This window comes from Paraburkholderia sp. 22098 (assembly GCF_052045935.1).
GTDB classification, from domain to species: Bacteria; Pseudomonadota; Gammaproteobacteria; order Burkholderiales; family Burkholderiaceae; genus Paraburkholderia; species Paraburkholderia caledonica.
Genome location: NZ_JBQEPV010000007.1, coordinates 194,024 through 219,047, shown reverse-complemented (window position 1 = coordinate 219,047; position 25,024 = coordinate 194,024). Strand labels below are relative to the sequence as shown.

17 protein-coding genes and 1 pseudogene are annotated in these 25,024 nt (G+C 60.1%); 10 read left to right on the top strand and 8 right to left on the bottom strand.

Annotated features, from left to right (window positions below):
- Positions 1 to 7: 7 nt before the first annotated feature.
- From ACTJLB_RS16870 to ACTJLB_RS16860, 3 genes are all read right to left on the bottom strand, one after another.
- Positions 8 to 1,585 (bottom strand): hypothetical protein, encoded by a 1,578-nt coding sequence (locus tag ACTJLB_RS16870; RefSeq protein WP_440784015.1) that lies wholly within the window; start codon positions 1,583 to 1,585, stop codon positions 8 to 10.
- Positions 1,586 to 2,209: 624 nt separating this feature from the next.
- Positions 2,210 to 3,763 carry a methyl-accepting chemotaxis protein gene (locus tag ACTJLB_RS16865; RefSeq protein ID WP_310066252.1) on the bottom strand — a complete coding sequence of 518 codons (1,554 nt, stop codon included), beginning with the start codon at positions 3,761 to 3,763 and terminating at the stop codon, positions 2,210 to 2,212.
- Between the two features lie 346 nt (positions 3,764 to 4,109).
- Complete coding sequence (locus ACTJLB_RS16860; protein ID WP_440783918.1) at positions 4,110 to 5,207, bottom strand: glutathione-independent formaldehyde dehydrogenase; 1,098 nt, start codon at positions 5,205 to 5,207, stop codon at positions 4,110 to 4,112.
- A gap of 920 nt (positions 5,208 to 6,127) precedes the next feature.
- On the opposite strand from ACTJLB_RS16860, the gene ACTJLB_RS16855 reads away from it, so the two are divergent.
- The 3 genes from ACTJLB_RS16855 (at position 6,128) to ACTJLB_RS16845 (ending at position 8,606) form a co-directional block, all read left to right on the top strand.
- Positions 6,128 to 7,075, top strand: coding sequence for a Vgb family protein (locus ACTJLB_RS16855; protein ID WP_440784014.1), 948 nt, complete (start codon positions 6,128 to 6,130; stop codon positions 7,073 to 7,075).
- Positions 7,076 to 7,173: 98 nt separating this feature from the next.
- Complete coding sequence (locus ACTJLB_RS16850; protein WP_440783917.1) at positions 7,174 to 7,818, top strand: DUF1326 domain-containing protein; 645 nt, start codon at positions 7,174 to 7,176, stop codon at positions 7,816 to 7,818.
- Positions 7,815 to 8,606 (top strand): DUF2182 domain-containing protein, encoded by a 792-nt coding sequence (locus ACTJLB_RS16845; protein ID WP_440783916.1) that lies wholly within the window; start codon positions 7,815 to 7,817, stop codon positions 8,604 to 8,606. The genes ACTJLB_RS16850 and ACTJLB_RS16845 overlap by 4 nt, the downstream gene beginning before the upstream one ends.
- Before the next feature lie 212 nt (positions 8,607 to 8,818).
- On the opposite strand, the gene ACTJLB_RS16840 is transcribed toward ACTJLB_RS16845, so the two are convergent.
- Together ACTJLB_RS16840 and ACTJLB_RS16835 are read right to left on the bottom strand one after the other, a co-directional pair.
- Positions 8,819 to 9,649, bottom strand: a complete 831-nt coding sequence (locus tag ACTJLB_RS16840; protein WP_440783915.1) for an MFS transporter — start codon at positions 9,647 to 9,649, stop codon at positions 8,819 to 8,821.
- Complete coding sequence (locus tag ACTJLB_RS16835; protein WP_440783914.1) at positions 9,649 to 10,500, bottom strand: class I SAM-dependent methyltransferase; 852 nt, start codon at positions 10,498 to 10,500, stop codon at positions 9,649 to 9,651. Before ACTJLB_RS16835 ends, ACTJLB_RS16840 begins: the two co-directional genes overlap by 1 nt.
- A 131-nt stretch (positions 10,501 to 10,631) precedes the next feature.
- Here ACTJLB_RS16835 and ACTJLB_RS16830 point away from each other — a divergent pair, with 131 nt between their 5' ends.
- The gene (locus tag ACTJLB_RS16830) at positions 10,632 to 11,570 is read left to right on the top strand and encodes a LysR family transcriptional regulator (protein WP_440783913.1); all 939 of its coding nucleotides are present in this window, start codon (positions 10,632 to 10,634) and stop codon (positions 11,568 to 11,570) included.
- 137 nt (positions 11,571 to 11,707) lie between these two features.
- Here ACTJLB_RS16830 and ACTJLB_RS16825 read toward each other — a convergent pair.
- Positions 11,708 to 14,073, bottom strand: a pseudogene (locus ACTJLB_RS16825) (two-partner secretion domain-containing protein).
- Between the two features lie 1,010 nt (positions 14,074 to 15,083).
- Between ACTJLB_RS16825 and ACTJLB_RS16820 the strand changes: the two are divergent.
- Both ACTJLB_RS16820 and ACTJLB_RS16815 read left to right on the top strand, forming a co-directional pair.
- On the top strand, positions 15,084 to 15,704 hold the full coding sequence (locus ACTJLB_RS16820; RefSeq protein WP_440783912.1) for a hypothetical protein: 621 nt from the start codon (positions 15,084 to 15,086) through the stop codon (positions 15,702 to 15,704).
- A 139-nt stretch (positions 15,705 to 15,843) separates the two neighbouring features.
- On the top strand, positions 15,844 to 17,496 hold the full coding sequence (locus ACTJLB_RS16815) for a SulP family inorganic anion transporter (RefSeq protein WP_204521945.1): 1,653 nt from the start codon (positions 15,844 to 15,846) through the stop codon (positions 17,494 to 17,496).
- 235 nt (positions 17,497 to 17,731) lie between these two features.
- Here ACTJLB_RS16815 and ACTJLB_RS16810 read toward each other — a convergent pair whose 3' ends face one another.
- Positions 17,732 to 18,691 carry a LysR family transcriptional regulator gene (locus ACTJLB_RS16810; RefSeq protein ID WP_027804425.1) on the bottom strand — a complete coding sequence of 320 codons (960 nt, stop codon included), beginning with the start codon at positions 18,689 to 18,691 and terminating at the stop codon, positions 17,732 to 17,734.
- Positions 18,692 to 18,809: 118 nt separating this feature from the next.
- Between ACTJLB_RS16810 and ACTJLB_RS16805 the strand changes: the two genes are divergently transcribed.
- The 3 genes from ACTJLB_RS16805 to ACTJLB_RS16795 all read left to right on the top strand — a co-directional run bounded on the left by ACTJLB_RS16805 (position 18,810) and on the right by ACTJLB_RS16795 (position 22,854).
- Positions 18,810 to 19,976, top strand: a complete 1,167-nt coding sequence (locus tag ACTJLB_RS16805) for a mandelate racemase/muconate lactonizing enzyme family protein (RefSeq protein ID WP_440783911.1) — start codon at positions 18,810 to 18,812, stop codon at positions 19,974 to 19,976.
- Positions 19,977 to 20,133: 157 nt separating this feature from the next.
- A complete protein-coding gene (locus tag ACTJLB_RS16800; RefSeq protein ID WP_440783910.1) occupies positions 20,134 to 21,492 on the top strand; it encodes a dicarboxylate/amino acid:cation symporter in 1,359 nt (452 codons plus the stop codon).
- Positions 21,493 to 21,918: 426 nt separating this feature from the next.
- Positions 21,919 to 22,854: a substrate-binding domain-containing protein gene (locus ACTJLB_RS16795; RefSeq protein WP_033379458.1), complete on the top strand. Its 936-nt coding sequence runs from the start codon at positions 21,919 to 21,921 to the stop codon at positions 22,852 to 22,854.
- Positions 22,855 to 22,920: 66 nt separating this feature from the next.
- Here the strand turns inward: ACTJLB_RS16795 and ACTJLB_RS16790 are convergent, their stop codons facing one another.
- Positions 22,921 to 23,853, bottom strand: coding sequence for a LysR substrate-binding domain-containing protein (locus tag ACTJLB_RS16790; RefSeq protein WP_440783909.1), 933 nt, complete (start codon positions 23,851 to 23,853; stop codon positions 22,921 to 22,923).
- A 140-nt stretch (positions 23,854 to 23,993) separates the two neighbouring features.
- On the opposite strand from ACTJLB_RS16790, the gene ACTJLB_RS16785 reads away from it, so the two are divergent.
- Positions 23,994 to 25,001 (top strand): zinc-binding alcohol dehydrogenase family protein, encoded by a 1,008-nt coding sequence (locus ACTJLB_RS16785; RefSeq protein ID WP_440783908.1) that lies wholly within the window; start codon positions 23,994 to 23,996, stop codon positions 24,999 to 25,001.
- Positions 25,002 to 25,024: the final 23 nt, after the last annotated feature.

The following is a 25,024-nucleotide window of genomic DNA, read 5'->3' as shown; positions in this document are numbered from 1 at the left end:
AACCCGCTCACACGTCCGGATTGCTTTTTATAAAGCCGGTGAACGCGCTATACGACGGAGTGATGGGCGTGCCGTCGAGCATGATGCCGTACGTATCGTTTCCGCTATCGAGCACATACAACATGACCGACTGGATGCGGTGAGTCTTTCTCGCGGAATAGAACTCGCTCAACTGGCTCGTGATGTAATTTGCCCGATAGGCCTGCGTCCGCTCCGGACCCGTGTTCCACTCGCTGATGATGAACGGCACGCCATAACGCGCTTTGCAATACGTCGGCAGATCGAACCCCGGACTCTGGCCGTCGGCGGGAATAGCGAAGATGTCGCCATAAACTTCGTAGTTATGCCAAGTGGTGATGTCCCAACGAACCTTGGGGTAACCCGTGCTGCTGTCGGGCTGATTGCCTTCCCACAATGCATCGGATGCGCCGATATCGTTCACGCAGAAATTGACGCCGCATTTCGCCGATGGCTGTACTGACTTCACGCCGTCTATCATGCCGCGCAAGACGCCGCGCAGAAGCGGCCAGTTGGTGTTGTTGAAGTCGGCAGCCTTGGTGCCGGCGTTGGTGTCGTCGAGAATGATCGCTCTGTCACGGGTCAGTTCGTTGCCGCATTCGTACATCGTCACGCCGTATGGCATGAGTGCGCGAGCTACCGTCGCGCCGGAACTGAAGCCCGCGTTGTAAGCCGCCGACTCGCTTGCATAGAGAGTGCCGTCGTTGGCGTAGATCCCTTGCTGGATCAACGCGAACACCTGAAGTCCTGCCGTCTGGAATGTCCGCGCGATGTCGGTCACTGGGCCGAGTTGCGATGAGTCCGCCGTGCAGCCGACACGATAGATTGTGCAGCCCATCGTCTTCAGAATAGTGACGAGTTGCGCGGGCGTGTACAGGTAGTCGTGGTGACCGTTCATGCCGTAGAACGAACCCGGGGCCGGTGCCGTAGTAACGCGCGGGTCCGAGCAGGCGAGCCATTGAGCCTTGACCTCGGCGTTGACATAGAACTGCCCGCTGGTATTGCGCAGGTAGATTTTGCCGCCGTACCACAGCGCGATCGATACGTTGTAGTTCGTGCCCGCCACCACGCCGTTCTTATACGCGACGCCATTCACTAGCGTCCACTTTGCGCCCGTACTGTCGATGATGTAAGGCGCGGACGGCATCGTGGTGCCGTCTGCCGAAGTGCCGCCGGTCAGCCGAGGATCGGCGCACCTGATCCAGCCCGTACCGTTCCATTGGTAAAACTCGCCGGAGGTATTTTCGGCGTAGACGGCTCCGGTGTAGTACATGGCGAGCGCAACGTTATAGTTGTTCCCCGCTACTACACCGTTCTTATAAAGCACGCCGCCCGTAATGGTCCAGACCGCGCCCGCGCTGTCGATGATGGAACTGGCGGGCGGCATGGCCGTGCCGTTTGCCGAAGGCGAGGCGGTGGTGCGCGCCGTGGCACGCGCGGCGGAATTGCCGCTCGCAGCGCGCGCGGCAACCTCGCTGTCCTCACCTCCACCTCCGCCGCAGGCGCTAAGAACACAACTTCCGCCAAGGGCAACGAGCCCTCCAATAAATTGACGCCGCTTAACCATGGTGATTTTCTCAATCGATAAATAGCTTTGAATTTCGTTCGGGCTGCTAACGATCAAGAACATTGCTTCCCAAACTCCACTGCGGATTTGGCCTGCTTCAGCGCGTAAGACCTGGCGATGCTGACATTGACCTTCGTTGCGCTACGCACTAGGCGCAGACCTCAAGAAGGGAGGAAATCAGCAATTATTTCCGGTCACTGTGTTGCAGTCTGCAATTCCTACTTGCTATATCGGCCTGAGATGTGAGAACTGCTGCGTTTGCGGCGAATAGTATGAATTTTGCTGTAAGAGGGACGAGAGACGAAGAATCGCCTTTCTTCCGAGGAAAGGCGGGAGAGCGTTGGCTGTGCGGTTTTTGGGGCCGGGGGGAGTGTCGCGCGAGCGCCAGCACAGGGCCGGGTGGCGATATCAGATGGCGTAGTGCCGCGTGCCGGTCGCTCACGGATTGCCCGCCATCTCTAGATGCAGGGGATCAGTGGATACGGCTCAAGATGACTTCACCTGCTTGGCGCCGGGTATGTCTTTCGCCGCGCCTGGCGCGCCGACGAAATCATCACTCACAAAACTTGCTCGGGGTGGCGCGTCGGCCGTAGTTCGCCGCGCCGCCGGCCTTCCTCTTACGCACTAGACGAGCGCAGCGAACTGCGGTGCATGGTTCGTGCGGAACACCGCGACGGCGTCGCGCAGAGACCGCGCCTGCTCCGACATCGCCTGAGCCGCCGCCGACGCCTGTTCGACCAGTGCAGCGTTCTGTTGGGTCACCTGGTCCATCTGTACGACGGCGTGGTTAACCTGTTCGATACCGGTACTCTGCTCGCTCGACGCGGCCGAGATGTCAGCAATGACTGTCTTTACCTGATGCACTGACTGCACGATATCGTCGATGATTCCACCAGCATTGTGCACAAGCTCAGCGCCCGCCGCCACGCGCTGCGATGACTGGCTGATCAATGCTTTTACTTCCTTCGCGGCAGCCGCGCTTCGCTGCGCAAGCGCACGCACTTCGCCAGCGACGACCGCGAAACCTCGCCCCTGTTCGCCGGCGCGGGCCGCCTCAACGGCCGCGTTGAGTGCAAGAATGTTTGTCTGAAAAGCAATACCCTCGATGACCGCGATGATCTCGCTCACTTCCGACGAGCTCTCGCTGATACCTTCCATGGTCCTGACCACGCTCTGCATCACGGTGCCGCCGGAGCTCGCAGTGTCAGATGCCTTTTCAGCAAGCGACGACGCGAGTCCCGCGTTTCCTGCATTCTGGCGCACCGTGCTTGTCAGTTCTTCCATACTGGCCGCCGTTTGCTCCAATGAGGCGGCCTGCTCTTCCGTACGTGCGGACAAACTCAGATTGCCTGCCGCGATTTCCGAACTCGCCATCGCAACGCCGTCCGCGTTGTGACGCACCGTACTTACGACGCTTAGCAAACTGGATTGCATGTCGGCGAGTGCTCTCAGCAAAGCGCCGAGTTCGTCCGAGCGATCTACATGTATCTTCGAAGTGAGGTCGCCCTGCGCAACGGTGCGCGCCACCTCTACCGCAGTGGCAAGCGGTCGCGTGATTGAGCGGCTGAACAGCATCGCACCGCTCAATCCCGCGGCGAAGGCCCCCATCATCAACACCAGACTGATTGCGCCGGCCCGACGCGCGTCGCGGTCAGCTTGCGCCGACATCGCCGCTGTCTTCGTCGCGATTTGCTCGACCACTTCACCGAGCAAACGCGCCGGCTCGCGATCGACGCCGGCGACGGCCCGGTCGCCGACTGTCGGCTCGAAATCGTTCGCCTTGAACGCTTCCAGTCCTTTGCGATAGCCGTTGCCCATGCTTGTATGCGCGTTGCCAAACCGCTCGACCAACGCACGCGTTCCAGGTTCATCAAGCGCTGAAAGCAACACTTTCGTTTCTTCGTCGACAAGGCGTTCCTGTTTTTCAAAGGCGGCCCAGCCCTTGTCGAGTTTCGCGGGGTCCTTGCCACGCAACAGCACGTCTTTCCATTCCTGAACTTGCAGTTTGAAGTTCACAAGGATATTCGCGGCCATTCGCTCATTCGCGACGTGTATGCGCACAAGCTCGTCGTACTCGCCAAGCGAGCGATGCATCGAGTACAGGCCGTACATCGCGCCGGCGAACATCAGGAAGAGTGCCGCGGCAAAACCGAGGGGGAGCTTGAATGCGAGTTTCATGCAAGTCTGAGAGAAGGAGTGGGTACCGTACCGTGCGCATCGTGTCGGGCACTGTTGCGGTCTGCGGTCGGGCGTCTACTCTCAGGGTTTACGGCAGTGCGTAGATGGATCTGAATAGTCAAAAACAGATTGTGACGGGAACGCACAGAGACACTGTTCTGGCACCGCAAACCCAAACACACTACAAAAAATGCTTAGGCATGGCCGCGCGAATGCGCAGTCATGCTCCTCGCGCGAATCGCGGGTCGCGCCGTGATCGACCTGCGCAAACCGGGCCGGTTGGACCTTCGTCGAACCCGGCTTGCATGCAGGTCTCCGCCATGCACTCACTGATGAGAAAACGCGCTCATCCCGCTGGCTTCAGGACTACTTTCGTCCAACCGTGGTCGCGCGAGTCGAAGTGCTGGTAGGCCTCAGCCGCCCTGCTCAGTTCGAGCTCGTGTGAAACGATGAAAGAGGGTTTCGCCCTACCCGCATGAATCAGATCGCGCAACTGGCGGTTGTAGGCTTTGACGTTGCACTGCCCAGTGGCGATATGCTGGCCCTTGAACCAGCACATTCCCCAGTCGAACGCAATCTGCCCCTTCTTGGCCAGGTCATCGGGTGCGCCGGGATCCTGTGGTGTGAATACCCCGACCACACCGATACCGCCGGTGAACTTCACCGACTGGACGAGATTATTCATGGTCAGATTCGGAACCTCCTTTCCGGCGGGATCATGGCATTGATAGCCGACGCACTCGCAGCCGACATCGGCACCCAGCCCATGAGTGAGCTCCTTGATCCGCTCGACTGGATTGCACTTCGAATCGTCGATGGCGACTGCACCGATTGATTCCGCCAAACGGAGCCGGTCGGGATGACGATCGACCACCATCACATTGCAGGCGCCCTTGACCATCGCTGCATGCGCGGCCATCAGCCCGACTGGACCCGAGCCATAGATGACGACTGCATCGCCCGGCCGCATTCCGGCTAGCTCGGTGCAATGCCATCCGGTCGGGAAGATATCGGCCACCATCACATAGTCGTTCTGCTTTTCCTCGGCATCAGGAGGCAGCTTCAGACAGTTGAAATCGGCCCAAGGAACGCGCAGGTATTCCGCCTGTCCGCCCTGATAGGGTCCCATGTCGGCGAAGCCGAAGGCAGCGCCTGCCATGCCGGGCTCAGGATTGGCAGCAAGGCAGAATGCGGTCAATCCCTTTTCGCAATTCCTGCAATGCCCACAGCTGATATTGAACGGCATGCACACCCAGTCACCGACTTTCAAACGTTCAACGGCCTGCCCCACTTCCGTGACCTGGCCGAGATTCTCATGCCCGAAAACCCTCCCCTTTTCAAAGTCGGTCCTGCCTTCGAACATATGCAGATCCGAACCGCAGATATTGGTGCTTCTGATCTGCACGATCACATCAGTCGGACGCTCGATTTTTGGATCGGGCACGTTCTCCACGCTGACATCGCGCGGCCCTCGATAGACAACAGCTTTCGTCAGGTTGCTCCGGTTACGCGCAAGCCTGCCCGACCCTGCTCCCTCGATTGATGGAAGTCGTGAGTCGGAGCGGGCAGCGCTACCACATGACCCCCCGCTTATGCCCCCGGGCGTCGTACCGGTTTCGAATACCTGTGCGTTGCCAGGCCGTTCGACCGCGTGGTTCCCAGCGTCTTTGACGTCGTCCCAATGCTACGCAACCAGCCGCGGAGGGTTTTCTCCATCGGATCAGCTGGTCGATTCGCACAGACGTCGTTTAGGGCAGCAATGGATATTCCAGACGAAAGCGATGCGAGCCGGACGCGACGTGTATTTTCGTGCCATCTCTCGCGCTTCTCATGCCAATCGCAGCGTACCTTTACGCAGCAGTTCGCTGGCATCGAACGTCGACGCCAAAGTTGCGCGCCGGGCCGATGCTTTCTCTTGTACTTGCGGGGACCGATGTCGCCGAGAGGTGTGTGCGTAATTACAAAGGACGGATCAAACTGTCCACGTTACATGCGTCGCAATAGGTCGTGTGTCCAGTTGATGACGTGTGTATGACGCAAACGCCAGCCAGATTCATGTTCGTCGAAGCGCCGAAAAGGTCTCGTCGATCAGTGCACCTTACATGTGCGGCGGGGCCGGTTTTCGTCATCACGTGCCGCGTGATTGCGCGTACCGCAGCCCGATGTCTGACACGGGCATCGTCTGTGAAGAACCCGAAAATTCTTCCGGTAAGTGCCACAATAAACATGGCGTGCATGTGCAAGCCAACTCTGGTTACGGAGGCAAACGTGATTCACATCGCAAACGCATCGGCGCGAGTACCGGCGAAGAAACTCTACGCATTCCATTTCTTGCGATACTTTGCGTCAGTACTCGCTGGCGCGATGTTAGTCACAGGTCCGCTACAGGCTCAGTCCCCTTCGTTCGACTCGTTTGCCGTGCCGTCCGGTAGCGCACCGCACGATGTCGCGCCTGATCCTGGCGGTGCAGTCTGGTACACCGCGCAGGCGCAAGGCGCGGTCGGAAGGCTGGACCCGCGCAGCGGCAAGACGGAACGGATCGCGCTCGGCAACGGGTCTGCGCCGCATGGCGTGATCGTCGGTCCGGACGGAGCCGCATGGATCACCGATGGCGGGTTGAACGCGATCGTACGTGTCGATTCGAAGACACTTGCTGTCACGCGCTTCCCATTGCCCAAAGACCGACAGAACGCCAACCTGAACACCGCCGTTTTCGACAAACGCGGACATCTTTGGTTTACAGGACAAGGCGGAATCTACGGTGAGCTAGACCCGGCAAACGGCAAAATGCGCGTGTTCGATGCACCGCGCGGGCCGGGTGCCTATGGAATCTGTGTCACCCCCGACGGCAGCGTGTACTTCGCTTCACTGGCTGGCAACTACCTCGGCCGCATCGACCCGGTGAGCGGCACGGCTCAAGTCATCGAGCCGCCGACACCGGAACAGGGAGCGCGCCGCGTATGGTCCGATTCGAAAGGTCGCGTCTGGATCAGCGAGTGGAACGCGGGAAAGGTGGGAGTGTTCGATCCGGCGGCGCGTCGGTGGCGCGAATGGAAACTGCCTGGCGCCGATCCGCATGTGTATGCAATATTCGTCGACGACGAGGACATCGTCTGGCTCAGCGAATGGAGCGCTAACGCGCTCGTGCGCTTCGACCCGCATACGGAACGATTCGAGACGTTTGCGCTGCCTCGCTCACATGCGAACGTACGCCAGATGATGGGGCGCCCGGGAGAAGTCTGGCTGTCCGAGTCCGGCACGGATCACTTGCTGCGCTACCGGTCGAGCACAACGGTCGCCGGCAGCAAGTAACAGCCCGCGCGCCTCAGCCCAGGCTTTAACTTTCCTTTTCCCCTGCATACACTAGATTCGAGCCACGTGACCCGTCGCGGGGTACAAGGAGGACGACCATGACTCCCTGGGAAATTCAAGGCACCGAACTCGTCAATTGCAATTGCTCATACGGCTGCCCCTGTCAGTTCAACGCCCTGCCGAACAACGGTTTCTGCGAAGCAATGGGCGCCATCTCGATCAGCAACGGTTATTACGGCGACGTGCCGCTAGACGGCGTCAAGCTTGCGGTCGTGTTTCAGTGGCCCGGGCCGATCCACGAAGGTAAGGGCAAGTGCCAGCCGATCGTCGACGAACGAGCTAGCCCCGCGCAACGAGAAGCCATTCTGAAAATCATGACGGGGCAGGACACCGAGCCGTTCGCGACGATGTTCGCCGTTTTTGCATCGACGGTCGAGCATGCATTCGACCCGATCTTTACGAAAATCGACTTCGACGTCGATGTCGACGCCAGGCGCGGCCGGGTTCATGTCGAGGGTGTATTCGACGTCCTCGGCGAACCGATTCGCAATCCAGTGACCGGCGACGAGCACCGCGTCCGGATCGACCTGCCTCACGGGTTCGAATACGAACTTGCCGAGATTGGCTCCGGCACGAGCCGCTCGCAGGGAAACATCGCACTGGATCTCAAGGGGACTTATGCGCAGTTCGCGCAACTGCACCTGAATAACAAAGGACCGATCCGGCATCGCGCTGCGGCATGAGCAGCTTCGAGATTGTCGTGGGGCGTGAGCGCGTGATTACCGCGCTCGGCATTGTCGCCGTTGTCGCGTTTTCGTGGGCCTACGTGTGGACAGGCGCGGGAATCGGCATGTCCGCGCTGGAGATGACAGCCGTCGCGCTGTTCCCTCATCGACTGGCAGATGGCGGCGGGGGAATGGATCTGTCGTTGCCGACCGTGATCCTGATGTGGTGGGTGATGATGATCGCAATGATGACACCCAGCGCAACGCCGCTGATCCTGTTATATCGACGCGTGTTGCGGCACCACGCGTCCACCGAGTCCAGTTCGGCCGTCCCGTCGATGTTTCTGCTGGCCGGTTACCTGACCGCATGGCTGGCCTTCTCAATATGCGCGGCATCGCTCCAGGAGCTGCTGCAACCGACCGGCCTCATTTCGGAAATGATGCTGTGGTCGAGGAGCGCTCCGCTTTCCGCGATTGTTCTGGCCTCGGCGGGCCTCTACCAGTTCTCGCCGCTTAAGCGCGCCTGCCTCGCGCAGTGCCGATCACCTGTCAACTTTCTCACTGCGCACTGGCGCCCTGGCGTTGCAGGCAGCTTCCTGCTCGGGATGCGTCATGGAATTTACTGCGTGGGCTGCTGTTGGCTGCTGATGGCATTGCTGTTCGTCGGCGGCATCATGAATCTCATCTGGATCGCCGCGCTGGCGCTGATCGTTTTCGTGGAGAAAATCCTGCCCGGCGGAGAGCGGGTCGGCCGGGTGCTGGGCGTCGTGCTGATTGTTTGGGCAGGCGTTACTTTGCTGGTGTGATCCACTTTTCTCTTCGCAGTCGATCGTGTGAATGACCGGACAACTCCGTCCGTCAGTAATCAGCTCCCCTTAGCGAAGAAACTCCATTGTGAATGCGCTTGCGTGACAAGCACCTACACGAGCCCGGCCTGAGACGTCCGAAACTGACGACACCCGGCGCAGTAATGACCGGCACGAAGTGTCGTCGGGCGCATTGAAGGGCGTCATGCAGATCAGCCTGCGCGTCTCCGCATCAGTTGGCGCAGCGACAGCGCATGCAGCAGGATCGACCCTGGCACCACGAATGCAGGCGTCAGCACATCTGGATAAGCGCCGGCGCCGATGCTTGGCATGTCTGGAACGATCAACTGGAATGGGCCGGGCGAAGTGATCATCCCCAAGGTAATCGCGACGGCGAAGTCGGCGAGGCCAAACACGTTCCAGGCGATCGCCGCCTTCCGCCCCTGATCTGCACCGCTCGCCACGGCAATTGCCACCGGCACGGCGAGCAGGCCGGTCAGCACATCGCCGATTCCCGCCGGCAATGCGAACACGCCTGGCAGCAACCCGTGCAGCCACGCAGCGAGCGCCCAACTGCCGAATATCCGGTAAAGCTGCAGAGCGACAAGCCAGCTTGCCGGCATCGCATCGAGCACCCGTCCCACCTGCGTTGACAACAGCAGCAGCGGAGCGCCGATCATCACCGGCACGAAGATCGCCAACGGCAGCATCGGCAAGGGCGAGGCATCCGTGCGGAAGGCGCCATTGATCGCCGCGCTACAGACAACAGCGAACCAAAGCGTGTCTGGGATCATGACCGCCAGCCAGGTCGTACGCCGTTCGCCCGGCGTCAGGTCCGTGCTTTCGAGGCCGAGCCACAAACCCACCGCGATCAACGCATGAGCCGTCAACTGATGAGCAGTGGTCGGTACGCCGCTAGTCGGGATAATCGGCTGCCAATAGATCAATACGATCCACAGCGCCACCAACGGGATGAGCCAGAACAGGCTGCGCCACGCGGGAACGCGCGGGACGATATCAACGGGGACGCGGACGGCGGTCATCAGCGGTTCTCCAGGTGATTTGCACTCTTCGCGGATGTTTTCTCGAACACCGCTGTCAAGATGCCGAGTCGGCCTTCCATGAGATTTCGGCCCAGGTTGGTGGTGAGCTGGGCGAAGTCCAACCCCATCACCACGCCGAGATTGGGCGAGGACGGCGGCCCTGACTCACGCAACTGCACAAACCACGCCTTCGCTGTCCCGGTGTCGTCTTGCGATGCCAGCGTGCTGAAACCTGCTTGTTCGATCGCCGCGTGCGTTTCATCGGCCGTGAGGAGAAAGCTCGTTGCCGGCGTCCGCGCCCAGGGAACGGGATAGTGCGGCTCGCCGCCGTTTGCGACGACGTCGAACGTTGCAAATCTGCCGCCCGGCTTCAGCACGCGCCGGATCTCCTGGTACAGCCGTGGGCGGTCCGCAATGTTCATTGCGACGTGCTGCAGCAACACGGCGTCGAAACAGTTGCCGTCGAAGGGAAGATCCAGCCCGCTGCCAGCATGGAACGACACCTGTTCACTCTGCCCTGTGCGTCGGCTGAGATAGCGTGCGGCATCCACGAACGGCTCGCTGAGGTCGATACCCGTCACGCGGCAGCCGTACGTTGCAGCCAGAAAACGGGCCGGCCCGCCAACGCCCGACCCGATGTCCAGCACCGACATGTCAGAGGTGATGCCGGCCAGCGCGGCAAGCTCGGCGGTGGCAGCAATACCACGGGTGTGAAACTGGTCGAGAGCGGCCAGTTGCTCGGGTGTGAGCGGCTGATCGTCCGGTCCGAAAGCCGCGAGCGCGACCTTCAGCCGCTCGGTCAGTCCGGTCGCACGATAGTGATCACGCACGCCATCAAGTGCATCGTTCATTGCAAGGTTCCTCCACGGTCCTGACGCATTGTCGAGAGCTTGCGAGTCCCCATCGGTACGACTCCTTGCCCACAGGCATAGGTGTACCATCGTCTCTCGCGAGCGACTATTCATCACAATGTTGACGGGCTATGAAGCAGATCTTCACAGTCAGGCAGGGCGCGCTCGATGGCGTGGAGGCGTTCTTGTGCGTTGCCCGGCATCGCAGTTTTCGCAGGGCAGCTGCGGAACTCGGCGTGACGCCGTCGGCGATCAGTCAGGCGGTGCGTGTGCTGGAAGAGCGCATTGGCGCAGTGCTCTTCATACGCACCACGCGTAGCGTCGGCCTGACCGAAGCAGGCGAACAGTTTCTTTCGCGCGCAAAGCCTGCGTTCGAGGAACTCGTCGCCGCCAGCGACGTTGCGCGTGGTCTCGGCCAGCGGCCCAGCGGACTGCTGCGTCTTTCGGTGCCGCGCGCAGTGGTGCCACTGCTGCTCGATCCCCTGATCGCATCGTTCCACCAGTCTTATCCCGAGGTCGAAGTGGAGATCGCCGCAAGCAGCGAACTGGTCGACCTTGCAACTGAAGGGTTCGATGCCGGTATCCGGCTGGGTCAGTTCGTCGACGCGGACATGGTCGCCGTGCCGTTGACGCCGCCGCTTCGTTTTGTCGTTGTCGGCAGCCCGGCCTACTTCGCGGCGCGCAGCCGGCCAGAGCACACCGACGATCTGCGGCAACACGCATGCTTGCGATGGCGCAAATCGAGCGGCGCGCTCGCGCTATGGTCATTCAACAACGGCGACAACGCGATCGAGATCGCCGTAAGCGGCCCTTTCATCGCCCATGATTTCCCCACCATGCTGGGTGCGGCAATGGAAGGTATAGGCCTTGCCCAGTTACCTGAGCCGATGGTCGCCGAAGGACTGCGAGCCGGAAAACTGGTAGAAGTGCTGAAGCCGTTAGCGCCGGTGATATCAGGCGTGTTTCTGTACTATCCAAGCCGCCGGCAAGTCATGCCGAAACTGCGCGCCTTCATCGATCATGTGAAGAGCCGCCAGGCAGAGCAAGGCAGAGTCCCACATACAAGATGACGATGGCGATCGTGTGCCGGATGCGTTTGCTGAAAGCTCACCGTCGCGAGCGGGACAAACCTGCGGTGCCCGAAAACCCAAAGTAAGGTAGCCGGGCTGACGCGCTCATCAACAGCTAGTTCGCAAGTAACACCGCGTCATGGTTGCGCGAGCCGGTTCAGCGACGGCCCAAAATAGCCTGCCACCCAGGTGCCGTTTGCACCGAAGTCCCATGTCGGTCCGAAGCTTGCAGGATCCCGCAATTCCAGGTCGGTGAGTCCGCTCGAACTGGCCACCGCCGTCCCCGAACCGACGCCGGCTTGCGCGCCCGATGACTCACTGTTCCAGAAAACGTCGTTGGCGATGCTGCCGCTATTGTTGCCCGCGATGCCGCCCACTGTCGCGTTGGCATCCGGCGTGAGCTTCGCATACGCGTACGACTGCTCAATGCGGCCAGTATTGTTGCCAACCAGTCCGCCGACCGTCGTGCCTCCGCTCATCTGGAACGCGAAGGCGTAAGAACGCACGATGTCGCCATTGTTCGTGCCGACCAGTCCGCCAAAAGTGCTCGGCGCGCCGGCTGTCATCGAGTTGAGCGAATAGGAACGATCGATGTGTCCGTCGTTGCGCCCGACCAGCCCGCCCAGTTCACCCGTGCCGGTGATGTTCACACCCGCCCACGACCGCTCGATGTTGCCGAAATTCTCGCCGACCAGCCCGCCGATCACCGAGTTCGCGTTGCCCGTCGACGTGATGATGCCTGTCGCGCCGACATTGATCAGCGTCCCGTAATTGACTGCCGCGAGCAAACCTACAGGGCCCGAGGACGACGTCCCCGTGCCGTCTGCCAGCGTGAAGTTGCGCACCACCCCATCTTTGCCGATCACGTTGAACATTCCGGCATTAGTGGCGAGATGAAGATCTGCCGGCAGATGGCCCATGCCGTCGAACTGGCCGGTGAACGGATGGTCGGCGGAGCCAATCCCGCCGAACTCGCCCGCATCGACGAATTCGATTCCGCGCGGAGCCAGCGCATAGTTGCCCGCGAGGTTGTTGTTCACCGCGCGCAGGTCGTCCAGCGACGCGATTAGCTGATAAGCCGTGAATTGCGTGAGCAGCCCACTGAACGGCGCGGCCTGCCATGACGGATTCGTGACGACCGTGCCGCGTGTGAAAGTGCCGTTGATGTCGTAAAGCACCGTGATGATGCCGGTGCTTCGCGACCAGTCGAGCGTGCCCTGATTGATCACGCTCCCGCCGTTGTCGAAGCCATAGCTGTCGGCGGAAAGCGTCAGCGGGCCTGCGCCGATGTTGGCGATTGTGACGCGCGGCGCGATGGTCAGCGAGTGCGCGGCATTGAGATTAAGCGACGCGTCACCGCGCCAGCGCAGACTCGCTTCCACGTCGATGTTGCCTTTGCCGTTCGCGCCCAGCTTGCCGTCGGCGCCATTCGCCAGCACGTTGACCGACGCGCCGCGGCTCAGGCTGGCGCCGAGCGTGTCGGCGGTGCGCGCATCGACGGTGAAATCTCCGGTCGTAATGTTCCACTGTCTGGCCTGGACGTCTGCGCCGCCCACCTTGACGCTGCCGCCGGACATCTCGACTACGCCGCGGCTGCCGTCCGCGTTGCGAGCGCTGATCTGAGCGCCGCGTGCATCGACGTTGCCCGTGTTGACGCGGTAGTTTGTGGTGGTGTCGGCGACGAGCCAGACGTGTCCGTCGCGCGCAGCGCACCCGAGTGACCGGCCAGCGCGAAGATGTTGCCGTCCGCCGCCTGGAGGTTGATGGTCGCCGCTTCGACGGTGCCCGTGTTCCTGATCGTGCCGCCGCTTCCCACATCGACGGAAAGCTGCTGATAAGCGCTATCGTACAAGCGCACCTGACGCCCCACGGCAAATTCCGCGTTGCCGTTGGGCGCATCTATCTTTCCTGCATTGACGACCTTGCTGGCCGATATAAGCAGAACGTCGCCGCCAGACGAAGAGATCCTGCCGAGGTTGACGACATTCGCCGTGGAATTCCCGGTGTAGGCCGTTCCGCCGATCGCGCGCGGATTGAGGAAGCTGTCGTCGGAAACATCGAGCGTCGATGCCAGAAAGCGGCCACCTGTCGAAATCACGCCGGTTCGACCGATCAGCACGCCGTTTGGGTTGATGAGATACACACTGCCCGTCGCGTTGAGCGCGCCGTAGATCGCGGACGCATCGCTGCCGGTCACGCGGTTGAGCGTCGCGCCCGTGCCGTTGTTGATCGACACGGTGTTCCCCACACCGATCGAAAAACTGTCCCAATTGATGATGCCGCGCCCGCCTGCTTGCGTGACGTTCAGGTTCCGGCCGTTCTGCGCGATGCTGCCCGTGGTGCCGACGAAACTGCCGCCCTGGGGCAGAGGTCCTGCCGCGACACTCGCCTGACCGTGGAGAAGCGCCGCCGCGGTAAGCCCTAACCCGGCCCACCGTTTTGCTAACGACCGCCGACGATCATGGAGTGGGCGCGTGCCACGCGCTAGCGCTGCAACGGTCATAGAACCCCCTTTTTCCGGCATCAATGTTTCGCCATCCTGAGCGAGTGCGCTCGACATCAGGCCAGTGGCGCACGTTCATTGATCTGAAGGCTAGCAGGGGGAACAGCCGTAGTCAGTCAAAAGTTAGTAGTTTGCGCCCTGTCTTTTCGCGCCCGTCATGTGCAGCAAAAGACGAACCTGATCGAAAAGGACGGCACGCTTATTTGATGACCTTGCGCCAGAACACCAGGTACGCAGCCGTGCCGGATGCGATTAGAAGGATTCCCCACATAGGGACCATGCTGATGAGAACAGAGGTGGCAGACATTTCATACTCCCGGTTAGCGCGATTACGTTTACAACACCACTGCTTTGTTCTTGCGTGCACGACGCGATCAGCAGGTGTTGTGTTCAACGACGTATTGATGCTAACGCCCCGTCCGGTCGTTTCCCTGCGGTCCCCTGTCGCACCGGTTTGCGCCTGATCAACGAATGTCACGTTGTCGATCGCGGTGTACCGGTGCATCCGTTGTTATTCATTTACTGCGCGAATGTCTTAACCGCCGCTTTCAGGATCTTCGCCAAGGCGGCTGGATTGCCAATGCGAGCCGTTGGCCCGCAACGGATAGCGCGCCACGAACCTGCCCTCCACTCACCACCGGCACCGCGACGCAAGTCAAGCCGGCGATCAATTCTTCCGCATCCAACGCGTATCGCAAATCGCGCTATGGCAACAGTTCAGGATCGCCGCGGAGCCCGGAGGCGCAACCGCTTTCGCCGCGCTGACCTCGGGCGCCTGTGTGCGCTCGCCCGGTGAAAAGATCGCCGTCGTGATTTGCGGTGGCAACGCCGAACCGGCGTCGTTCGCGTAGTGCGTCGCAAGCCGCCGCTCTCTCAGACAGCGCGCGGTTGCCGCGGACAGCATGCACGCCAAGCGTTTCAGGTACGCAAGGACCGCAATCCTGTGCGTACTTCACTGGCCAGGATCGTCGCCTTATCTCTGGATGTCGGGAGTTCGCGGCGACGTAGGCGTGTTCGAACGTCTGCCGCCTTCCTCGATTGACGTGAGCTTTGGCGACATCTTCAATCATATCGATTGGCCTGCGGTCGTTTTCGTGAGCGGTGAAGCATGGAAGGGCCGCTTCGCCATTCTTGGCGACGTACAGTACATAAAACTAAAAGCGAGTGCATCGACGCCAGGCCCCTTGTTTGGGACGGGAACGCTCGTACAACAGAACTTCCACAGCACGATCGCCGGAGCCTACCGGTTCATTGACTCGCCGAAAATTACGGTCGATGGCCTTGCGGGGGCAAGAATTTTCTACGTCAACAACGAGCTCACACTGACCAGTGCCCTCCTTCGCGGGAGAAGCGGCAGCAGCAGTGACGCATGGGTGAATCCGGTCATAGGCGTGCGCGGGACGTTGCCGTTCGCTACCGGATTCAGCGTCGACGGCTACCTGGACGCCGGAGGATTCGGAATTTCGTCCGATTGGACATGGCAAATTTACGGTGGCGTTGGTTACCGGTTCAAGAAATGGCTCACCGCCTACGCCGGATACCGCTATCTCGATGTCCGGCATAGAAACGGGGGATTCCTCTACGACGTGACGCAGCAGGGACCGGTGCTCGGCATACGATTTATCTTCTAGGATGAGAGCCTGACGGTCACCGCTCGTGTCAACGATCGAGCGGATAGTCGCCGTCAGCCAATGTGTCCACGCTCCAGTTGCAGGCGCACAACCGATCCGTCAGCGGTCAAATGCGACCGGAAGCAATGCTATGAGAGAGATGCTTGAGCCTCAATCCACCAAGTCGTCGCCAATGATCGGACGTGGCGACATTTTCGGTGGCGTGGCGGCGGGTGTTGTCGCGCTACCGCTGGCGCTCGCCTTCGGCGTCGCTTCGGGACTCGGCCCGGTGGCCGGCCTTTACGGTGCCATTGTCACCGGCATCGTCGCCGCGCTGTTTGGCGGCACGCCGGTGCAGATCACAGGCCCGACCGGGCCGATGACGCTGGTCGTTGCAGGTGTGCTGGCGGCGAACATGCATTCTTCTGGCAGCGCGAACCTTCCACTCGTCGTTGGAATCTTCGTGGTCGCCGGTTTCATGCAAATCGCTTTCGGTCTGCTGCGCATCGGGTCCTATATCCGATATGTGCCCTACCCGGTCATCTCGGGCTTTATGAGCGGCATCGGCGTGATCATCATCACGCAGCAGGTCTTTCCGATGCTCGGCGCGGACGCACCGGGATCAGACCCGTGGTCGATCCTCAGCCAGTTGCATTTACTGGGAGGCAACATCAAGTGGAGCGCCGTTGCGCTTTCCGCGTCGACGATCGCGATCGCATTGCTCCTGCCCCGATTCACCAAGGTAATCCCGGCCTCCCTCGTGGCGCTGATCATGCTGACGATCACTGCAGTGATGCTGAAGCTCGACGTCCCCGTAATCGGTGAAATCCCGTCCGGATTGCCGACCCTGACGATGCCGGCGTTCGACTTGCACCGGCTGCCTTCCCTCGTGTCTGCCGCGCTCCAGCTATCGCTACTAGGCGCCATCGACTCGCTGCTGACAGCGCTCGTGGCCGACAACCTCACGCGTACGCGGCACGACAGCAACCGCGAGCTCATCGGGCAAGGCCTGGGCAACATCGCAGCGGCCGTGATTGGCGGGCTGCCCGGCGCCGGCGCCACCATGCGCACCGTTGTCAACGTCGATGCAGGGGGAAGAACACGCCTGTCGGGCGTGATCCATGGACTCTTCCTGGCAGCCGTGCTGCTTGGCCTTTCAGGATTGCTTCAGCACGTTCCCCGTGCAATTCTCGCTGGCCTGCTGGTGACAGTCGGAATCGGCATCATCGATCGCCGCAGTTTCCGCCACCTGCTTAAATTGTCACGGTCGGATGCCTTTCTAATGCTCCTCGTGCTCGCGCTAACCGTATTCACCGACCTCATCATCGCGGTGGCCACGGGCCTCGTCGTCGCTTCGTTTGTCTTTGTGAAGAAGGTGGGCGACATTACCGAGCAGCGGACGATGCTTACCCCGGTCGCTGATGAGCCTTGGGCGGACGAACTGACCATTCCCGCCGGACTTCGCGACAGACTTCTTATCAAGCACGTCGACGGGCCGATCTTCTTCGGCTTCGCCAGCAAGTTCCTCGACATCGCGCGTCAGGCGACACTCCTGAGCAGGCTGTTGGTATTGCGCATGGATCGCATCTCGTACATGGACCAGACTGGCGTCTATGCGTTGGACGATGCACTGGTGCGGCTAAACGCGGCCGGGGTGCGCGTGCTGGTCGTTGGCGTTTCGGTGTCGCAGCGCGACCTTCTCGAGCGGCTGCAGGTAATCCCGGCGGTCGTACCCGAGCGCGACATCTTCAACAACTTCGACGAATTGAGGAAGGCGCTTCCAGTGATCATCGGAGACCTTCACGCGAAATGAAGACGACACTCCGTCAGATGGGGGCGGCGATCGCCCTCCGCTTGCTGCCCCACGCGATGGTCTCCAGTCGACCGAACTCTTCGGCCACTCGCCGCTTTCCATCGTCAGCGTCTCGCAGCGGCAAACTTGAGTCATTCGGGCGTTGATTCGTCACGGTGTCAACTCAAGACCGACCGAAAGCAACGTTAGGAACAATGCGCATGCGAGCGTTCAAGTCTGTCTTGCTTCCAACTCATCAACCGCGGCTGCGCTTCTTCCGTTCCCGCGGCTCCGCGCCGGTTTCCACCGGAGTGAACGGTGCCTGGAATCGACTCACGAGGAAATCAATGAATGCGCGCGCGCGGGCTGTTTGATTCTTCTGCCTCGGGTAGTAGACGAATAAGTCGGCGGACGGAAGAACCGTGTTAGGCAGCACAAGTTGGAGACGCCCGCTCTGCACATATTTGGCCAGGTCCCATTCAGACCGTATCAATATCCCGTGTCCTTCAAGCGCCCAGCGAAGCACGATGTCGCCGTCGTTACTCGACAAGGCCCCTTTGACCTTGATGGCCTCGGTGTGGTCATTCACGATATAACGCCAGACGCCATATGCGTCGTTATTCTGGCGATGGATGATGCAACGATGTTGGGCTAGATCCTCGACGCGCTCTGGTGTGCCGTACTTCTCCAGGTATTTTGGCGAGGCACAAAGGAAGCGGCGATTGCTCATGATTCTTCGCGCGCTCAAACGAGTGTCTGGAAGTTCGCCGAATCTTATCGCCATGTCGAACGCGCCTTCAACAAGATCGACTGGACGATCGGTGACCTCAAACTGGATTTCGACGCTCGGGAAGCGTTTTGCGAATTCCGAGACCAACGGCGCGATTGTTGTTCGGCCGAAGCCGAGCGTCGCATTGACGCGCACGAGCCCTTGAGGGTCACCTTTCGTTCCCGAGATCGCTTCCTCCATTTCGCGGACCTGTCCGACTATCTGCGTTGCATACCGAAGATATGTTTCGCCTTCAGGCGTGAGACTCACGCTCCGGGTAGTTCGATTGACAAGTCGTACGCCGAGTCGCTGTTCAATGACGCCAAGCCTCTTCGTCGCAGCGGGCGGTGACAAGTCGAGAGCTCGTGCGGCGCCTGACATGCTTCTGAGTTTCGCCAGAAGAATAAAAAACTCGAAATCAGTCGCAGTCTGCGTCTCAGTATTCACTTGAATTGAAAAGTGATGTGAATGAAAGTGCAGTTTAGCAGTCTTGTTCACGGTTAATCTACGTCCCATGTTGCAGCCGACGAGTCGCAACACCTCGTAAAACTCTGGAGACGAAGCCGTGAGAATCGTTGAAATCCGCGAAAAGACCGTTCCGATCAGTTCCCCGATCCGCAATGCCTATATTGACTTCAGCAAGATGACGCTGAGTCTGGTCGCAGTCATCACCGACGTGATTCGGGACGGCAAGCCGGTAATCGGCTACGGCTTCAACTCCAACGGCCGGTACGGGCAGGGCAAGCTCATGCGTGAGCGGTTCATCCCTCGCATTCTCGAAGCTGACCCCGCCTCGCTGGTCAACGATGCTGGTGACAACCTCGATCCCCATAAAATCTGGGCGACGATGTTCACCAACGAAAAGCCCGGCGGCCACGGCGAACGCTCGGTCGCAATTGGCACCATCGATATGGCAATCTGGGATGCGGTCTCGAAGATCGAAGGGAAACCGCTGTTTCAGTTGCTGGCGGACCGCTACGGCAACGGCCAACCGGATCGCAAGATTTTCGTGTACGCAGCAGGCGGCTATTACTATCCGGGCCAAAACCATGAGAAGCTGAAAGACGAGATGCGCAGCTATATCGACCGCGGTTACACCGTGGTGAAGAAAAAAATCGGCGGTGCATCGCTCGACGAAGATCTTCGCCGCATCGACTCGATCCTCAGCGTGCTGCAAGACGACCAGAAGCTTGCCGTTGATGCGAACGGTCGCTTCGATCTGGACACTGCAATTCGGTACGCAAAGGCACTCTCTCAATACGATCTGTTCTGGTACGAGGAACCGGGCGATCCGCTCGACTTTGAACTGCAAGCCACGCTGCGCAACTACTACGACAAGCCGATGGCGACGGGCGAAGACCTGTTCTCGATGCAGGACGCGCGTAACTTGATCCGCTATGGCGGCATGCGTCCCGACCGCGACTGGCTGCAATTCGACTGCGCGCTGAGCTACGGTCTGGTGGAATATCTGCGCACGTTGGACATGCTGCGTCAGCACGGCTGGTCGCCGAGCCGCTGCATTCCCCACGGCGGTCACCAGATGTCGCTGAACATCGCCGCTGGCCTTGGCTTGGGCGGAAACGAGTCCTATCCGGACCTGTTCCAACCGTACGGCGGCTTCCCCGATGGGGTCAAGGTCGAGAACGGCTATATCACGATGCCGGACCTCCCGGGTATCGGCTTCGAGGGTAAATCGGATCTCATTGCCGAGATGCGCCAGCTGTCGGCATAAACACTCAGCGGTATCAGGGCATCGGCGGTCCTCGTCGATGCTACGCCTATAAAAAGACCAATTCAGGCGCACCTCGGCCGTGCTCACCACAGCGGATTATCCCGCTGTGGATGCTCGTCCGTACTCTACAAATAGACGCCAGTCATAGGAGACAGACATGCTGGTATCGAAAGTCAGGAAGACGCTCTCGAAGCTCTATGTGCAGGTTCTTATCGGGATCATCGCCGGTATCCTGCTGGGCCACTTTTATCCGGACGTTGGTTCCCAACTCAAGCCCCTCGGTGACTTGTTTATCAAGTTGATCCGAATGCTGCTTGCACCGATCATCTTCGCGTCGGTGGTTGTCGGCATTGCCCGCATGAATGATCTTCATGAAGCGGGCCGCGTCGGCGTCAAGGCGCTGCTTTACTTTGAAGTCGCATCGACGATCGCACTCCTCATTGGGATGGTCGTCGTGAATGTCTTCAAACCCGGTGCCGGCATGAACGTCGATCCGTCGCACATCGACGGGTCTGCGATCTCGACCTATACGACTGCCGCCAGGCAACATGGCATGCTCGACTTTTTCACGAGCATTGTCCCGAACAGCATCGTCGGCGCGTTCGCCAACGGCGAGATGCTACCCATCATTTTCTTCTCGCTGCTGCTCGCCATTTCTCTCGCCAGGCTAGGACCTCGGACGGCACCGTTTGTAGACATGCTAGATATGTTCCTTCAGGGCATGTTCGGGGTGGTGCGGATCGTCATGTACGTCGCGCCTATCGGTGCGTTCGGCGGCATGGCCTTCACCATCGCAAAGTACGGGATCGGCACATTGGCTTCCTTCGGCCAGTTGATGTTGTGCCTCTATCTAACGTCTATCTTCTTTGTGGTTGTAGTCCTCGGACTGATAATGAGGATGTGTGGATTGTCGCTGTTCAAGTACCTCCGCTACATCAAGGACGAGATCCTGATCACGCTCGGCACGGCGTCCACGGAAGCGGTACTTCCGCAGATGCTGGTCAAGATGGAACGGATGGGCTGCTCGCGACCCGTTGTTGGAATGGTGTTGCCTACCGGATACACCTTCAATGCGGACGGAACGGCGATATATCTCACGATGGCTGCCCTGTTCATCGCCCAGGCGATGAATGTGCATCTGACGATTTGGGATCAGTTGCTTGTGTTGGGCGTGCTTCTTCTCACTTCGAAAGGCTCGGCGGGAGTCGCGGGTGCTGGATTCGTTGCGCTGGCCGCGACGCTCGCGTCGATGCACAAGATTCCGGTCGAAGGCTTGGTCCTGCTTCTCGGTGTCGATCGTTTTCTTAATGAAGCTCGGGCCGTGACGAACCTGATCGGCAATGGGGTTGCAACTGTCGTGGTCGCGCGTTGGGAAGGACAGCTCGACATGAACACTGCGCGTGCGGTGCTGAATCGTACGTACGTTGATGAATTTGAAGAGCTGCAGCCGATCGACAATCCGGCCATCGCATCCGCATCTACGGGCGACACATCCGTCCGATCGAACGCTCATTGAGCCTCCACAACATCACTCTGCAAATTGGCAGTCACCCTTGGGCGACTGCCAATTTTTTTTAAGCATTGCCGAAACGACCACGCAAACGGACAAAGAAGGTTCTCGTGAGGCCGCGCTCAACTATCATGAGTTCCCGACGCCACAGAAGACGGCAAGCGCGTACGTCGGCTTCAGCGCAATTGCTGATATTTGAATGACCGCAGCCTTTTGCGGGCGGATGGCCGGTAGTGGCCGAACCCGTCCGCTGCCCCATCCCATGAAGTGGCAATGGCGGCCCGCCGATCATCGGCTTATTATTCCGAAAGGTCGTTGAAAACTAGTGTGTGGGGCAAAGATTCCGCTTGCCTGGCGAGAATCTTCATAACAGGGAAATGCCTTTCCGCAAGCTTATGCGGTCAGGTCGAGGCCACTTCGAGTGGACACACCATGCTTGGACCTCTGAGACTTTTTGTGCTGCTCTGGTCGCTGGCGGTGATGGCGCCGACCGCGCACGCGAGCACAATCGGTGTCGTCCTGCCGGGCTCATCACTTGTCTTCTATCAGACATTGCTCAAGGGAATACAACAATCTGCCCATGATCATCATGTAGATCTGCTGATTCGCAACCCGTCCGACGGCGAGTCGCTCAATACACCGAATATCCAGCTGCGCATTATCGAATACATGGTGACGCAGGGGGTCTCGGGCGTAGTACTGGCACCAGAACCATTGGCCGGCGACACGCGGGTTTCAGTCCCAGTCCCCGTGATCCTCGTGGATCGATACAGCGCCGATTACGATGGAATCTCGACCGTCTACACAGACAATTTCAGCGCTGGCAGGAAGGCGGCGCTCAGCCTGGTACCGGTTCTGAAAAAGGGCGCCAAGGTGGCAATGCTGCGGCTCGCGCCCAACGTGAGTTCGACCGTTGCGAGAGAAAGCGGATTTTTAAGCGTTGCCCGCAAAGAGGGATGGGATGTGGTGATCGATACCTACGTAGGGTATCGACCGCGCGATGCCGAAGTGCTGATCGCCGAGGTGATAAAGAGCTACCCGGGCCGCCTCGATGCCGTTTTTGCGCCGGCTGAACCGATTGCCTACGGCGCTCTGCGGGTGATCGAGACCGCGGCAATCGGCCAGCGCCCGCGCCTCGTGCTATTCGACTGGCGTCCGGAATTCCTGGAAGGCCTCAAAAAAGGAATCGTACATGCCGCCATATTGCAGGACCCTTACCGTATGGGTTACCTCGCCTTGGCGTCCATGGTCGAGGCACTGCAGGGCCATCCGCCACCCCGCACTCTCTTCGTCGACGTGGTCACCGTTACGCCACAAAACATGAACGATCCGGCGATCCGGTCGTTGTTGGCGAGGTACGCCCGATAAGCGGAGTGAGCCACGAGCGCCTTCAGTACCGCTCCGCGCAATCAGAAAAGCGCAGCCGTGTCGGCGTCATTCCACCAATGAGTTCGCGTACTCACGCATCGCTGCGCTCATGGGCAACACCCGTTCCCTGAGATGAGCATGAAGATATCGCACAGCCGGCGAGAACTGACGACGGTGCGGACAGACCAGGTTTAGCGGCGCTGTTTCCCCAGGTTGGTCAGGCAACAGGACATGTAATCGGCCGGATATCACATCGTCGTGCACGTCGAGCCACGATTTATAGGCGATGCCGCGGCCTTCCACCGCCCAGCGTCTCGCGATTTCCGCATCGTCGCAAAGCAGCACGCCTCTCACCGTGACCTGCCGCCGCACGCCATTGGACGGAAACGACCAGCGGTCATAGACGCGACCTGCCAGCACATAGGGCAGGCAATCGTGCAAAACGAGTTCGTCCAAAGAAGCGGGCGAGCCGCGGCGCTTCAGGTACTCCGGCGAAGCCACCAGCACCCTTCGATTGTTCTCGGCGAGTGCGAGCGCAACGTAGCTCGCCTGCTCCGCAGACCCATAGCGGATTGCCACATCCACCGGATCGCGGAAGACGTCGGTTACGTGATCCGACAGCGAAAGCCGCAATGTCAGCTTCGGATGTTGTTCGCGGAACGTACCAAGCCAGGTCAGCAGGTTATTGCGGCCGAGATCGGAAGGCGCCGCGATCCGCAGCATGCCTTGCAGCGCATGTCTTTCTCCATGCAGACGTTCGCGGCCTTCGTGAATCATCGACAGAACTTCTTCCGCATAGGGAAGGTACTGCTCGCCTTCTGCAGTCAGCTTGAGGCTGCGAGTGGACCGCGCAAAGAGCCGGATATCAAGCTCCCGCTCGAGCCGCAAAATCGCTGCGCTGACCTGGCCGGGCAGAAGGTCCGCCTCTCTCGCCGCGTTTGAAAAGCTGCCGAGCGCGGCAGTTCTCACAAAGAGTTGAAGGTCTTCTAACCGGACCATTTTCATTCCAGGAGTGAAAGTCTTCCCTAATGTAACTGGTTTTTCGCACCTATGAGGTCGCGCCAGAATTCAGCCATACCTCAGCGATACACGAGCACGGTGAGCGCTGAAGCCCTTCAAAACGTACCTGGAGCATGCGCATGAAAGCAGTGGTCTATACACAGCACGGTCTCCCCGCCGAGCATCCGGATTCGCTCGTCGATCTCGACCTGCCTACGCCTGAACCGGCATCGCGCGACTTGCTGGTGAAGATAGACGCGATCGCGGTCAATCCGGTGGATACGAAAGTCCGCATGGGCTCGCCGACCGAAGCGCCGCGCGTACTCGGCTGGGACGCCGTCGGAACCGTCGAGGCCGTGGGCGACGACGTGTCGCTGTTCGCGCCAGGAGACAAGGTCTTCTACGCGGGCAGCATTGCCCGCCCCGGCGCGTACGCGCAATACGCGCTCGTGGACGAGCGGCTTGCCGGCAGGAAACCTGCCACGCTTTCGGATGCGCAAGCCGCCGCGCTTCCGCTGACTTCGTTGACGGCGTGGGAACTGCTCTTCGACCGGCTCGGCGTAGCCGAGCACGCAGGCTCGGGCGACGCGCTGCTGATAGTCGGCGCTGCCGGCGGCGTCGGCTCGATGCTCACGCAGCTTGCGAGCCGTCTGACGAAACTGCGCGTGATTGGCACGGCGTCCCGCCCTGAAACGCGTGATTGGGTGCAAGCGCTCGGCGCGCACGACGTGATCGATCACTCGCGACCGCTGCTGGAAGGCCTGCGCCGTATCGGTTCGCCGCAGGTGCGTTACGTCGCGAGCCTGACTCAAACGGACCTTCACTATCCGCAGCTCGTCGAGGCGCTGGCGCCTCAAGGCCGGCTCGGTGTGATCGACGATCCGGACACGCTCGACGCGATGCCGCTCAAGCGGAAGTCCATTTCTCTTCATTGGGAGCTGATGTTCACACGGTCGCTGTTCGAAACCGCTGACATGGTCAGGCAGCACGAAATCCTGAACAGGGTGTCGGCACTGATCGACGACGGCACGCTGCGCACCACGATGGCGGATCACTTCGGAACCATCAATGCGAAGAATCTGCGCCGCGCTCATGCGCTGATCGAAAGCGGACGCGCTCGCGGAAAAATCGTGCTCGAAGGTTTCTAGTTCGCCGCACTGGTTCATCACGC